9 protein-coding genes are annotated in these 13,330 nt (G+C 64.7%); 4 read left to right on the top strand and 5 right to left on the bottom strand.

Annotation, left to right across the window (positions count from 1 at the left end; translation table 11 throughout):
* Window positions 1–26 precede the first annotated feature (26 nt).
* Both OUY36_RS14870 and OUY36_RS14865 read left to right on the top strand, forming a co-directional pair.
* Complete coding sequence (locus OUY36_RS14870) at window positions 27–2,390, top strand: DNA polymerase II (protein WP_156244068.1); 2,364 nt, start codon at window positions 27–29, stop codon at window positions 2,388–2,390.
* 70 nt (window positions 2,391–2,460) lie between these two features.
* Entirely contained in the window at window positions 2,461–2,769 is a 309-nt protein-coding gene (locus OUY36_RS14865) for a hypothetical protein (protein ID WP_156243623.1), read from the top strand.
* A gap of 53 nt (window positions 2,770–2,822) precedes the next feature.
* On the opposite strand, the gene OUY36_RS14860 is transcribed toward OUY36_RS14865, so the two are convergent.
* From OUY36_RS14860 to OUY36_RS14850, 3 genes are read right to left on the bottom strand one after another with little or no spacing between them, the layout of a single operon-like run.
* Entirely contained in the window at window positions 2,823–3,167 is a 345-nt protein-coding gene (locus tag OUY36_RS14860; RefSeq protein ID WP_063540005.1) for a YdbL family protein, read from the bottom strand.
* 8 nt (window positions 3,168–3,175) lie between these two features.
* Window positions 3,176–3,367, bottom strand: coding sequence for a YnbE family lipoprotein (locus OUY36_RS14855; protein WP_013983382.1), 192 nt, complete (start codon window positions 3,365–3,367; stop codon window positions 3,176–3,178).
* Between the two features lie 17 nt (window positions 3,368–3,384).
* Window positions 3,385–5,970, bottom strand: a complete 2,586-nt coding sequence (locus tag OUY36_RS14850; RefSeq protein ID WP_267934870.1) for a YdbH domain-containing protein — start codon at window positions 5,968–5,970, stop codon at window positions 3,385–3,387.
* A gap of 544 nt (window positions 5,971–6,514) precedes the next feature.
* On the opposite strand from OUY36_RS14850, the gene OUY36_RS14845 reads away from it, so the two are divergent.
* Together OUY36_RS14845 and rmuC are read left to right on the top strand one after the other, a co-directional pair.
* Window positions 6,515–6,862 (top strand): tetratricopeptide repeat protein, encoded by a 348-nt coding sequence (locus tag OUY36_RS14845; protein ID WP_063540003.1) that lies wholly within the window; start codon window positions 6,515–6,517, stop codon window positions 6,860–6,862.
* Window positions 6,863–6,925: 63 nt separating this feature from the next.
* Window positions 6,926–8,398 carry a DNA recombination protein RmuC gene (gene rmuC / locus OUY36_RS14840; RefSeq protein WP_267934869.1) on the top strand — a complete coding sequence of 491 codons (1,473 nt, stop codon included), beginning with the start codon at window positions 6,926–6,928 and terminating at the stop codon, window positions 8,396–8,398.
* A 12-nt stretch (window positions 8,399–8,410) separates the two neighbouring features.
* Here rmuC and OUY36_RS14835 read toward each other — a convergent pair whose 3' ends face one another.
* Together OUY36_RS14835 and OUY36_RS14830 are read right to left on the bottom strand one after the other, a co-directional pair.
* Complete coding sequence (locus OUY36_RS14835; RefSeq protein WP_267934868.1) at window positions 8,411–9,658, bottom strand: MgtC/SapB family protein; 1,248 nt, start codon at window positions 9,656–9,658, stop codon at window positions 8,411–8,413.
* A 105-nt stretch (window positions 9,659–9,763) separates the two neighbouring features.
* Window positions 9,764–13,231, bottom strand: coding sequence for a hybrid sensor histidine kinase/response regulator (locus tag OUY36_RS14830; protein ID WP_156243630.1), 3,468 nt, complete (start codon window positions 13,229–13,231; stop codon window positions 9,764–9,766).
* Window positions 13,232–13,330: the final 99 nt, after the last annotated feature.

The following is a 13,330-nucleotide window of genomic DNA, read 5'->3' as shown; positions in this document are numbered from 1 at the left end:
CGTTCATTCAGATGCCGGGGAGGCTGATGCCGCAGTTGCAGCAGGGTTTTATCCTGACCCGCCACTGGCGAGAGGCGCCTGCGGGTACCGAGGTGAGTTTCTGGCTCGCCACCGACAGCGGGGCGCGGCGGGTGTGCGTGCCGTACCGGCATTCGGTCGCCTTCTTTGCGCAGGAGCGGCGCGCTTTTGTCGAGTCCGTGCTGCGACAGGAGCCTGACGCCGAGCTGCGGCCGCTCGACCTGCACGACTTCCATCATCGCCCGGTCATGGGGCTGTACTGCCGGTCGCATCGCCGACTGATGGACTGCGCGCGGCGGCTGCGCGATGTCGGTGTGGATGTCTACGAGGCGGATATCAGGCCGCCCGAGCGTTACCTCATGGAGCGCTTCATCACCGCACCGGTGTGTTTCGAAGATGGCGCCGGTCGCGATGACGCCTCACCCGTGCAGCTCAAACCCGCGGCGGACTATCGTCCGAGGCTCAGGCTGGTCTCGCTGGACATCGAGACCACGGCCCGTGGCGATCTGTATTCCATTGCCCTGGAGGGCTGCGGCCAGCGTCAGGTCTATATGCTCGGCCCGGAAAACGGCGATGCCTCGGCCGTCGATTTTTCCCTGGAGTACTGCGAAAGCCGAGGGCAACTGCTGGAACGGCTGAACGCCTGGTTCGCCGAGCACGACCCGGACGCGATCATCGGCTGGAATCTGGTGCAGTTCGACCTGCGGGTACTGCATGAACATGCGCAGCGCTTGCAGGTGCCGCTACGCCTGGGGCGCGCCGGGGCGACGATGGAATGGCGCGAGCATGGCGCACGTAGCAATCACTTTTTTGCCGCGGCCGAGGGCCGGCTGATCATCGACGGTATCGAGGCGCTGCGCTCGGCGACCTGGAGCTTTTCCTCGTTCAGTCTGGAGAATGTCGCTCAGACCTTGCTGGGGGAGGGCAAGGCGATCGACAACCCCTACCAGCGCATGGCGGAGATCGACCGTATGTTCGCCGAGGACAAGCCGGCGCTGGCCCGCTACAACCTCAAGGATTGCGAGCTGGTGACGCGCATCTTCGCCCATACCGAGCTGCTGACCTTTCTCCTCGAGCGAGCCACTGTCACCGGCCTTGCGGCGGACCGCAGCGGCGGTTCGGTGGCAGCGTTCGAGCATCTATATCTGCCGTTGATGCACCGGCAGGGCTTCGTTGCGCCTAACCTGGGCGAGCGCCAGGCCGAGGCGAGCCCGGGCGGCTTTGTGATGGACTCGCAGCCGGGGTTGTACGAATCGGTGCTGGTGCTGGACTACAAGAGCCTGTACCCGTCGATCATCCGCAGCTTCCTCATCGACCCCGTGGGGCTGATCGAGGGGCTGCGCCAGCCGACCGACGAGGCATCGGTCGCAGGCTTTCGCGGGGCGCGCTTCTCGCGCACCCGGCATTGCCTGCCGGCCATCGTCGAGCGCGTCTGGGAAGGGCGCGAGGCGGCGAAGCGCGAGCACAACAAGCCGTTGTCGCAGGCGCTGAAGATCATCATGAATGCCTTCTACGGGGTGCTCGGCTCCAGTGGTTGTCGCTTCTTCGACTCGCGGCTGGCATCTTCGATCACTCTGCGTGGTCACGAGATCATGCGCCGCACGCGGGAACTGATCGAGGCCGAGGGTCATGTGGTGATCTATGGCGACACCGACTCGACGTTCGTCTGGCTAGGGCGGGCGCACTCGGACGAGGCGGCCGAACGCATCGGTCGCGACCTGGTACAGCGGATCAACGACTGGTGGCGTGGGCATCTGCGTGACGAGTATGGCCTGAGTAGTGCCTTGGAGCTGCAGTACGAAACGCACTTCCGGCGCTTCCTGATGCCGACGATCCGCGGCGCCGAGGAGGGCAGCAAGAAGCGCTATGCCGGCCTGGTCACGCGTGCCGATGGGAGCGATGGCATGGTGTTCAAGGGGCTGGAGACGGTGCGCACGGACTGGTCGCCGCTGGCGCAGCGCTTCCAGCAGGAGCTGTATCAGCGCATCTTCCATCGCCAGCCGCACCAGGATTACGTGCGCGAGTATGTGCGCCGAACCCTGGCTGGCGAGTTCGACGAGCTGCTGGTCTACCGCAAGCGCCTGCGCCGCCGGCTGGACGACTACCAGCGCAACGTGCCGCCGCATGTGCGGGCGGCGCGCCTGGCCGACGAGTGCAATGATCGTCTTGGTCGGCCGCGGCAGTACCAGAATGGCGGCTGGATCAGCTACCTGATCACCGTTGGCGGGCCTGAGCCACTGGAGGCGCGCGCCTCCGCCGTCGATTACGACCACTACGTGACGCGCCAGCTGCAGCCAGTGGCGGACGCGATCCTGCCCTTCGTCGGCGACGACTTCGCCTCGCTGATTGACGGGCAGCTGGGGTTGTTCTGACTGCTGGCCAGGCGTCATCTCCGGCGGAGAGGGGTCGAAGGGTTGTCTCTTTCCTTGCCGAGGCCCGGGTATGTTCCTTGTCCAGTTGCTGTTGCCGCTTTATGACAACGATCAGCAGGCGTTGCCGAGGTCGCTCTTTCGCACCGTGAGCGAGGAGCTGATCGAGCGCTTCGGCGGTTTGACCACCTACAGCCGTGCGCCGGCCAATGGCTACTGGCTGGAGGACGGCGAGAACGCGGTGCGGGACGAGACGGTGGTCTACGAAGTGATGGTCGATGAGTTGGACCGGGGCTGGTGGGCGCAGTACCGAGCCGATCTGGAGCGCAGGTTTCGGCAGAAGTCGCTGGTGGTCAGGGCGCACGGCCTGACGCTGCTGTAGGTGTCGATGGGTGGTGGGAGCGATGGCCAGGCAGGCCCGGCCATCGTCTGAGGTCACTTGCGGACCCAGTTGCCGTTGAGCTGGATGATCTGGCCGGGCGGCGTCTTCTCGATGGCCTTCTTGCCAGCGATGGCTTCGACGTCGCTGACGCTGATGCCGTTCTGCTTGGCGACGCGGTGATACTCGGCTCGGCGCGCCTGGTTGATCTGGCTGGCGATGTCCTCGGCGTTCTGGCTGGAGCGCACCACGCCCAGGTAGCCGTCGGGCTTCTCACCGAGCACGCCACTGGCCTTGGCCTCGCCCAGGGCGGACATGGCTTCGTTGAGGGTCATGGCCGCGGCGGGCAGGGCCAGCAGGAGCGCCAGGAGCAGGCTGGTCAGTTTCAGATAGGCTTTCATGGTCGTCCTCAGAACAGTCCGCTGTCTTGGTTGATGATCGAGTCGAGCTGCTTGTCCACGCGGATATAAATCTCGTGCTCGATCTTCACGTTCAGGTTGATATTGATTGGCTCGTTCGGCACGGCCAGTTCCACCCGCGGTGTACAGGCGCTGGCGAAGAGACCCAGCAGCACGATGGTCAGCGTATGGCGCAACCGCATGGCGGTTTCTCCTGTGTCTATCGCGGGTCTGCATTGCCTTGCCTGAGGCGTTCCTGCACCCGTCGTTGAATGGTCTCGCTTACCCGGTCGCTTAGCTGCAAGCTGGTTAACAGCGCCGGAATGTCCTCTTCCAGATTGATCGAGAAGTTGATCGGCCGACCGCCTTCCAGGGCCGGGTTGTGGCCGTTCAGGCGCAGCCCGAGGTTCAGCTTGCCGTTCTCATCATAGCGAACGTCGCTGGTGAGCAGATCATAGTGAAAATCGTGCAGGGCTTCGGTGACGATCTTCATGGCCGGGTTCGCCTGGCCGAGGGCTTCGATCTTCGGCGAGCGAAAGCGCAACACGCCGCCAGGCGCACGCGCGGCGAGCTTGCCATCCCGCACGCTCAGCCCTTCTGCGCTGCGCTGCACGTCGAAGCTGCCGTCGATCACACCGCTGCCGCTGAGGCCTTCGGTCGGATAGGCGGCGAGCACGTCGCCTAGTTGTACGCCCTCGAGCCGTGCGCTGAGCCGTTGCTGTGGTGCCGCGAGGTCAAGGGCGCCGGCCGGCAACCAGAAGCGTCCACCAAGAATCCGGGTTTCTGCGATCTGCCAGGTCAGGCGTCCCTTTGCCGGCTGGTCGATCGCGGCCTCGTAATGCCCGCGCAACAGCAACGGGCCGAAGGTGAAGCCGGGGTTGAGCTCGGCCAGCCGTAGTTCGCTGATGTCCAGTCGGAGGCGGTCGCGCTGCAGGCGGGCGGTCAGGCGTGCATCGAGTCCGGAAATCTCGCTGCGGTCGAAGATGCCGGCCAGGCCTCGCGCTTCGAACGTCAGGTTTGCAGTTGGTTTGCCATTGCCAGCGGGCAGCGTCAGCTTGCCTTCGCCCGACAGGCGACCACTGCTGAGCTCAAGCGACGCCGGCCATGCGGCCAGGCTGCCGGCGATCGGGTTGCCGGCGCGCAGGAAAATTTCCTGCAGCTTGCCGCCGACCTGCAAGGGTCCGTTCCAGCGCTGCTCGAGGTTAAGCGCCATTGTCAGTCCGGCATCGTTGCTCACGGAGCCATTGGCGTTCAGCGCTGTACTGTCGGCTTTCAGCTGGCCGCTCCAGCGCCAGCCCTGGGCGAGCAGCAGCGGGTGTTCGAGACGACTCAGGCGCAGCTCCAGCGGCCCTTCGGCACGCCAGGCGGTTGGTTGCTCAAGGTTGCGCTCGATCTTCAGAGCCAGTGTGCGTGGCAGCGTCGCGCTCAACTGACTGGCGACGACCTCGCCCGTGGCGAGGCGGGCCAGCTTGGCTTGGGATGATTTCTGCAGCTGCAGCTCGACCTTCTGGAGGTCGGCACGACCAGAGAAATCCAGAGTGGCGTCGAGGTTCTGCAGCGTCAGGGCGTCCAGCTGCAGCCGCGTACTGCGTGTCTGTAGGCGGGCCTGCTCGATGTCCAGCGAATACGGGGGGGAGGTCGCCAGTCGCATGCGCGCCTGCAGGCTGGACGGTGCGCCGCCCTGGGCGTCCAGTCGAAGTTGCACGGGTAGCTGCCCTCGCGTCACCTGAGTGGCAATTGGCTCGACGCTGATATTCAGCTGGCTTGGGCGTAGCGCGGCCGGCACGTCCGTCAGCAGGGTGGACGCTGGACGCAGTTGTAGGTTGGCTTTCAGTTCGGTGGGCAACCACAGTCCATCCTGCCCTCGAGCGGCCAGGTCGAGGTCGCCCTGCAGCTCCCCGAGACCTATGACCGGCCAGGCGGCAGGAATGTGGGTGGAGAGGCGCAGTTCGCCCGCAGCGTTGCGCCAGGCATAAACGCCGTCATCGTTCTGCATCAGGGTCAGTGCCCAGCCTGCGCCGATGCGCATGTCAGTAGGCATGTCGGGGAGGACAGCGGTTGGCGTGGCCGTCCACTCGCCGAGCCAGTCCAGGAGCCAGGATGCCTCCGGTAGGCTGCCCATGGAAAGCGTGCCATTCCAGCGCAGCGTCCTGTCGGAATGATCCAGCTGGTGGCGGGTTTCCAGTCGTGGTTGTTCGTCGATAGCCAGCGTGGCCTGTACGAGGCTTTCGCCGAGCGCGGAACCCTGCGCGTCGATGGTCAGCGACAGCCTGTGCTCGTTGCGTCGCAGGTCTAGGCGGCCGTCCAGCGGCAGCAACGATTCGCCCTTCCGCTCGAACCGCAGTGCCCCCCGTTCATCGCAGCGCCCCTTGGCGCAGGGTAGGCTGACCCGCAGATCCGCTATGGTTAATCGCTGCGGGAGCCAGGCGGCCCATCGTTCGTACTGCTCGAGATTCGTTGCTGGCGGCTCGCTATCGCCGGCGGAGGTAGATGAGCGGATGTCCAGCTCAAGCTGTTCGATATGCAGCGAACGAGGCGGTAATGGGTGAAAAAAGCTGGCTAAATCCAGTGTGATGTTGGTGGCCTCGGTAGCCAGGCTGGGGCCGTTTTCCGGCGCTTGGATGTAGCGCACGCGTTTTGCCGAGATACCGCTGGATGAGAGCCGCAGCCCTTGCCAGTCCAGCTGCTCGATGCCCTGTTCGTGTTTGAACCCCTGCCACTGATGCCAGGCGAACGCGGCGAGCACCAGGAGCAAGGCGAGCAGCCCGACGCACAGTAGTAAAACGGTTCTCCACGGTTTGGTCATGGCTGCATCCATAAAGCGAGGGCTACAGCATAGCCGTAGAACGGCCGTGGCGACCGTGCGCCGGCGAGGTGCACCGCAGGACACCAAGATTACGAAAAAGTTCGTTCCTGTAGCGCTGCAACCCTTGTGGCAAGCCGCTTTGCGTCCGGTGCGCTGAACTTGTGCACATTTGGGAAAGCCGTCTGTCAAGCGCTTATGACAAACTGTCGCAAACGCCTGGAATCCATAGATCGTTAATAACCAATTGAAAAATAAGCAATTTTTTCATTGGTGAAAAAAGCGTCAGTTTAACCGCAGCCCCCATGAGACGCGGGATCGAGAGATTTGTCTGCTGTTTGTCCACCGAGTTATCCACAGCTTCTGTGGATTACTAAGGTGTGTGATATGGATCTAATTTTTTCGCTTTTGACAAGACTTTAACTCTGTCGAAAAAGGAGTAGAGTGCGCGGCCTTATCCATCCAGCCCTTGATGTGCATGAGACCGCGTACTTCTGTTTCCGCTAGTCAGATCCCTTCCGCTTCCCCGTCGCGTCTGCCGCTGCGTATGGCGCTCTGGCTGCTCGACAGCCAGCGGCTGGGCAGCAAGCAAGGGGTCAAGCGGATTGCCGGCCGGCTGCTCAAACAGCCGGCGCGCGAGGGTGTGGTCGAAGCGCAGAGTCGCCTTGGCCGCTTGCTGTGTTGCGAGTGCGATGGCCAGCGTGACCGCCGGATCGGCCTGGAGCTGCTGCGTCAGGCGGCTCGCGCCGGAGACTGCCAGGCGCAGCTGGAGCTTGGCCGGTTGTACAGTCAGGCCGAGCACGCTGAGCCCGCCAAAGCACGCCAGTGGCTCGAACAGGCTGCGGCTCAGGGGTCCCAGGAAGCCCTGCGCTTCCTTCAGCGCGTCAAGGGCTGACCGGCTCGCCTGACCGGCCTCCTGCGGCTGGTTATACTGCCCGGCATTTCGCCGGAGCCTCTCATGTCGTTCGATCCCCTTCATCTATTGGTTGGCCTGGCGCTCGGCCTGATCGCCCTGGCCGGGCTCTGTCTGTCCCTCCAGCGGCACCTGGCTGCTGGCCGCACCGAGCAGGCAGCCCTCGATGAGCGCCTCCGTCAGGCGGTGCTCGCCGAGCAAGGTCTGGCGGCTCAGCTCGACGGCTGCAGGGGCGAGCTTGCCGAGTTGAACAGCATTCGATCAGCACAGCACGCCGAGCTGGCGGCGTTGCGTCGTGAGATCGAGTTGCTGCGGGCCCAGCGTGACGAGGATCTTGAAAGTATCGCCGACCTGCAGGCCGAACGTGACGCGCAGCAGGGCGAGCTGCGACGCCTGAGCGCGGCCCATGCCGCCCTGGATGCCGAACTGCGCGAACAGCAGAACTCGCATCAGCAGCGTCTCGCTGATCTTCAGGCTGCCCGTGACGAGCTGCGCGCACAGTTCGCCGAGCTTGCCGGCAAAATCTTCGACGAGCGCGAACAGCGCTTCAGCGAGTCCAGTCACGAGAGGCTGGGGCAGCTGCTGGAGCCATTGAAAGAGCGCATCCAGACGTTCGAGAAACGCGTCGAGGAAAGCTATCAGAACGAGGCGCGCGAGCGCTTTTCCCTGGCCCGCGAGCTGGAACGTTTGCAGCAGCTGAACCAGCGGCTGGGCGATGAAGCGACCAACCTGACGCGCGCGCTGCAGGGCCAGAAAACCCAAGGCAACTGGGGTGAACTGGTGCTGGAGCGAGTGCTGGAACATGCAGGGCTGGAGAAGGGCCGCGAGTACCAGACGCAGGTCAGTCTGAAGAGTCCCGATGGCGAGCGCTTTCAGCCGGACGTGCTGATTCGCTTGCCCGGTGACAAGCAGGTGGTGGTGGATGCGAAGGTCAGCCTGACCGCCTATCAGGCGCTGACCTGTGCCGAAGACGATAACAGTCGTGCCTTGGCGCTGAAGCAGCATGTGCAATCTCTGCGCAGCCATTTGAAAGGGCTGTCGGTGAAGGATTACCAGCGTCTGGATGGGCTGCACAGCCTGGATTTCGTCTTGCTGTTCGTTCCGATCGAAGCTGCGTTCGCGGCGGCCTTGCAGGCCGACCCGGCGCTGTTTCAGGAGGCCTATGGTCGCCATGTGGTAATCGTCAGCCCGACTACGCTGCTGGCCACCCTGCGGGTCATCGACAGCCTCTGGCGGCAGGAGCGGCAGAGCCAGAACGCGCGTGAGATCGCCGAGAAGGCCGGGGCGCTGTACGACAAGTTCGTCGCCTTCATTCAGGACCTCGACGAAATCGGCAGCCGGTTGCAGCAGCTCGATCGCGCCTACCTGGCAGCGCGCACCAAGCTCAGTGATGGGCGCGGCAATCTGGTAGGGCGCGCCGAGCAACTCAAGGCGCTTGGCGCTCGGGCCAGCAAGCGCCTGCCGGGCGACTGGCTGGAGCGGGCCGGCGCCGAAGCGGTTGGCGAGGCGGGCGACTGAGCGTCGGTTGGCTCAGGCCAGCAGCAACATCGCAAGCGCTGTCAGCAGGCCAGCGAACATGATCGGCAGCGTGCGCACGGCCAGCTCGCGGCCGCCTATCACCGCGATCAGCATGGCCTTGACCAGGCTATTGCTCAGCGCCGCAAACACGATGCCACGCGCCGCTACCTCGTGGCTCAGTCCGTCGCGCGCCTTGCTGGCCAGCGACAGGGTAATCGCATCGACATCGGTCAGGCCCGCCAGCAGCGAAACCAGGTAGATGCCGGCGTCGCCCAGCCAGCGCCGTGCGCCTTCGACCAACAGAAGAATCAGCACGAGCAGGGCGGCAAAGCGCAGGGCCGGGCCCGGCTCGAACGGGTTTCTGAGCAGCGGTTCGGGATTGTCATCGGCTGTTCGCGCGGCGCGCAGATAGTAGAAGAGCGCGCCGACGGCGTAGATGGCACCAGCACACGCCAGCGGCAGCGTCAGGCCGGACAGCAGCAGCGGATTGACCAGCCCCACCTCCAGCAGCACGCGCGGAAACATCAGCGCTGAGGTCGCCAGCAGGCCGGCCGCCAGAGCGGCGCGCAGCTTCGGTGCGTCAAGCCGGGCCAGCGTGATGGTCATGGCCGTGGAGGAGACGATACCGCCAAGCAGGGCGGTCACCAGCAGGCCATGACGAGTCCCGAGGACCCGGATCGCGACGTACGCGGCGAAGCCAATACCGGCGATCAGCACGACCATCATCCAGGTCGTGTAGGGATTGAGCGCTTGCCAGGGGCCGTAACCTTGATTGGGCAGCGTCGGCAACAGGACGACGGAGATGAACAGCATCTTCAATGCGCCGCCCAGCTCGGCCTCGCTGAGCCGCTTGAGTGCTTGGTGCAGGCGCGCTTTGAGGCTGAGCAGCAGGGCCACGACGATCGCACAGGCCGCTGCCAGCTGCCGGCTTTCCGCCACGGCCAGACTGCCGAGGACGAAAGTCAGCAACAGGGCGACCTCGGTAGTCATGCCGTGATCGCCGCTGCGCCGGGCATCGATCACGTAGCCGGCGATCACCAGCAGCGCCAGCATGCTGAACATGGCGACCCAGGCGATTGCGCCTAAATGGCTGGTGCTGATTGCGGCGAGCCCGCCGAACAGACCGGCCAGGCCAAAGGTGCGGATGCCGGCGACCAGCTCCTGGCCGGGACTCTCCCGGCCACTCCAGCTGCGTTCGGTACCGATCAGCAAGCCGACGGCCAGGGCCATGGCGAGATTCAGAAATAGCTCGATTGTCATCGCTCACCTAGCGGCGCTGTCAGCAGATTGCCAGCAGTGTAACCGGCCGTGCGGCAGAGGGCTCGTGGCGCGGCAGGTGGTCTGGCGCCCACGGACCCGATGCGCTCAACGCAGGGTCAGGTGGCGGCTCATCAGTGCACGCAACGCAGCGGGTTTCACCGGCTTGGCCAGGTAGTCCAGGCCGCTGGCATGGATTGCCGCCACCAGCTCCGGGCGACCGTCAGCGCTGATCACCACGCCAGGTATCGGCTCGCCAAGTCGAGTGCGCAGCCAGGCCATCAGTTCGGTACCGGTCTGGCCTTCGTCCAGGTGGTAGTCCACCAACACCAGCTGCGGACGGATGTCCTCGGCCAGCAGCGCCTCGCAGTCGGCGCGGTTGCGGGCGGTCCAGACCTGGCAGCCCCAGCGCGTGAGCAGGCTGTTCATGCCGACCAGGATACTGTCCTCGTTATCGATGCACAGCACCTGGGTGCCGGTCAGCGCGCTGAGCTGCGGCTCGCCGCGCTTGACTGCCGGGCGGGGCTGGCTGACCGAGCGCGCGATCGGGACGGTGACGCTGAACACGCTGCCCTTGCCGGGCCAGGAACGGACCTCCAGCGGATGGCCGAGCACGTGACACAGGCCGTCGGCGATTGCCAGGCCCAGTCCCAGGCCCTTCTCGGCGCGCGTCTGATGGCTGTCCAGCCGCTTGAACTCCTCGAAGATCACTTTCAGCTTGTCCTGTGGAATGCCCGGGCCGCGGTCCCAAACTTCCAGCCGCAGCGACGATCCCTGCCGGCGTACGCCCAGCACCACGTGACCCTTGGCGTAGCGGAACGCATTGGTCAGGAAGTTTTGCAGCACCCGTCGCAGCAGGCGTATGTCACTGTCCACGCGCAGCTTGCTGCCGTGCACTCGCAGGGTGATGCCTTGCTCGCGGGCGAGCGCCGTGAATTCGGTGCTCAGCGTGTCGAACAGCGTCGCCAGCGGGAACGGATTGCGATCCGGAGTGACCCGGCCGCTTTCCAGGCGTGAGATGTCCAGCAGGTCGGTGATCAGGTCCTCGGCCGAACGCAGCGAGCTGTCCAGATGCTGGATCAGCTCCTGCGCCTCCTTGGGCAATGCGCTCTGCTGGTGCGACAGCGCTGCGGAGAACAGCCGGGCCGCATTGAGTGGCTGCATCAGGTCATGGCTGACCGCAGCGAGGAAGCGGGTCTTCGACTGGTTGGCGGCTTCGGCGGTGCTCTTGGCTTCGATCAGCGCCTGGTTGAGCTGCGACAGCTCCTGGGTGCGCTCGCTGACGCGCTGCTCGAGGCCTTCGTTGGCATCTTTCAGCGCGCGTTCGGCCTCGCGGTAGGCGGTGATGTCGCTGAAGCTCATGACGAAGCCGCCGCCCGGCATCGGGTTGCCGATCAGCTCGACGACGCGGCCGTTAGGGAACAGCCGCTCCGAGGTGTGAGCGCGGCCCTGGCGCATCCAGTACAGGCGCTTGGCAACGTGAGTATCCGGATCGCCGGGACCGCACAGGCCGCGTTCGGCGTTGTAGCGGATGATGTCGGCGATCGGGCGGCCGATGTAGACCAGCCCGTCCGGATACTCGAACAGTTCGAGATAGCGATGGTTCCAGGCCACCAGGCGCAGCGACTGGTCGACCACGCTGATGCCCTGGGTGATGTTTTCGATCGCGCCTTGCAGCAGTGCGCGGTTGAACTGCAGCACTTCCGAGGCTTCGCCGACGATGCGCACCACGTCGTCGACCTGCATGTCGCGGCCTTCGAGGGCGGCCTTGACCACTGCACGGGTGGAGGAAGCACCGAGCACGCCGGCCAGCAGGCGCTCGGTATGTGCGATCCATTGGCCGTCGGCCTGCAGCTTGGGCGAGAAGTCCTGGCCATGGCGGCGGGCGAAGCGATGGAAGCTCTGTTCGGCCCGCTCGGCGCCGACGAAGCGGGAGGCGAGCATCAGCAGGTCTTCGACCCGTACGGCAAGCAGGCGGCGGCCGCCAGTCGGCGAGGCGATTTCCTGGCCGATGAAGCGGCTTGCCTGCCAGTGTTCGGCGACATGGGTCTGACTCAGGATCGACACCCAGAAGAACAGCGTCGCATTGCCCACCAGCGACAGTGTCACGCCAAGGGTCAGGCCGCTGAGGCCGAAGCCCAGGCCGCCGTTGTACATCCAGCTCAGCCCGGGGAACATGTCCAGCGGCCAGCCCAGCAGGGGCAGGATCAGCGTATAGAACCAGATTGCCGCACCGGCGGTCAGGCCGGCGAATACGCCCCGGCGGTTGGCCTGTTTCCAGTACAGTGCGCCGACCATCGCCGGCGCCAGCTGGGTGATAGCGGCGAAGGCGATCTGGCCGATGGTAGCCAGCGAAGCGGTTGAGCCGAGCAGTCGGTAGCTGACATAGGCCAGCAGCAGAATCACCACGATGCTGATGCGGCGTACCGACAGCATCCAGTGGCGGAACGCCTCGAACGGGCGCTCCGTTTCCTGTCGACGTAGCAGCCAGGGCAGCAGCATGTCGTTGGAGACCATGGTCGACAGCGCCACGCTGGCGACGATGACCATGCCGGTCGCCGCCGAAGCGCCGCCGATGAAGGCCAGCAGCGCCAGCCACGGATGCAGTTCGGCCAGCGGCAGGCTGATCACGAAGGAGTCTGGGGTGACGCCCGCCGGCAGCAGCATTTGCCCGGCAAGCGCGATCGGCACGACGAACACGGCGGCCAGCACCAGATAGAGCGGGAATACCCAGCGCGCGAGGCGGAAGTCGCGTGGCTCGATGTTCTCCACCACCGATACATGGAACTGTCGCGGCAGACAGACGATCGCCATCATCGCGACGGTGGTCTGGACCAGCATGGCTGACCAGTTGACGCCTTCGCTCCAGAATCCGGCAAGGTTCGGCGAGTCATAGGCCTGATTGAACAGATCGCCAAAGCCGTCGAACAGGCCGAAGGTGACGAAGGCGCCCACCGCCAGGAATGCCAGCAGCTTGATCAGTGATTCGAAAGCGATCGCCAGGACCATGCCTCGATGGTGCTCGGTGACATCCAGGTTGCGCGTGCCAAACAGGATGGTGAACAGCGCCAGGACGATCGAGACGATGAGCGCGGTGTCGCGGGTGCCGGTTCCTGCAGCCTCGATGTTGATGCCGCTCAGCACGTTCACCCCGAGCACGATGCCCTTGAGCTGCAGCGCAATATACGGCAGCACACCGACCAGGCAGATCAGCGTGACGACCACTGCGAGCAGCTGCGACTTGCCGTAGCGTGCCGCGATGAAGTCGGCGATGGAGGTGATGTTCTCCTGCTTGCTGATCATGATCATCTTCTGGATCACGTGGGGTGCGAACAGCAGCAACAGGATCGGGCCGAGGTAGATCGGCAGGAACGCCCACAGCTGCTCGGCGGATTGGCCGACCGCACCGAAGAATGTCCAACTGGTGCAGTACACCGCCAGCGACAGGCTATAGACCCACGGCCGCAGACGGGGTGACAGGGAGGCGTTGTTGCGGTCGCCATAGAAAGCGATGGCAAACAGAATGGCCATGTAGACGAGGGCGACCGCAGCGATCAGCCCGCCTGACAGCGTCATGCAAACTCCAGAAGCAAGGGGGTGCCGGACCGGCATCGGCGTGCCGTGGCGGGCGCCGAATTTAATCAGTCCTGGCGACTCATTAGTATGGTGAATTCG

The sequence above is a fragment of the Stutzerimonas sp. R40042 genome, assembly GCF_026642215.1.
GTDB classification, from domain to species: Bacteria; Pseudomonadota; Gammaproteobacteria; order Pseudomonadales; family Pseudomonadaceae; genus Stutzerimonas; species Stutzerimonas frequens.
This window is presented reverse-complemented; position numbering and strand designations above follow the sequence as displayed.

Bases quoted from the DNA above. Each gene is read 5' to 3' on its own strand.
- OUY36_RS14870 (WP_156244068.1), top strand. From the start codon at position 27: ATGCCGCAGTTGCAGCAGGGTTTTATCCTGACCCGCCACTGGCGAGAG.
- OUY36_RS14865 (WP_156243623.1), top strand. From the start codon at position 2,461: ATGTTCCTTGTCCAGTTGCTGTTGCCGCTTTATGACAACGATCAGCAG.
- OUY36_RS14860 (WP_063540005.1), bottom strand. From the start codon at position 3,167: ATGAAAGCCTATCTGAAACTGACCAGCCTGCTCCTGGCGCTCCTGCTG.
- OUY36_RS14855 (WP_013983382.1), bottom strand. From the start codon at position 3,367: ATGCGGTTGCGCCATACGCTGACCATCGTGCTGCTGGGTCTCTTCGCC.
- OUY36_RS14850 (WP_267934870.1), bottom strand. From the start codon at position 5,970: ATGACCAAACCGTGGAGAACCGTTTTACTACTGTGCGTCGGGCTGCTC.
- OUY36_RS14845 (WP_063540003.1), top strand. From the start codon at position 6,515: ATGGCGCTCTGGCTGCTCGACAGCCAGCGGCTGGGCAGCAAGCAAGGG.
- rmuC (WP_267934869.1), top strand. From the start codon at position 6,926: ATGTCGTTCGATCCCCTTCATCTATTGGTTGGCCTGGCGCTCGGCCTG.
- OUY36_RS14835 (WP_267934868.1), bottom strand. From the start codon at position 9,658: ATGACAATCGAGCTATTTCTGAATCTCGCCATGGCCCTGGCCGTCGGC.
- OUY36_RS14830 (WP_156243630.1), bottom strand. From the start codon at position 13,231: ATGACGCTGTCAGGCGGGCTGATCGCTGCGGTCGCCCTCGTCTACATG.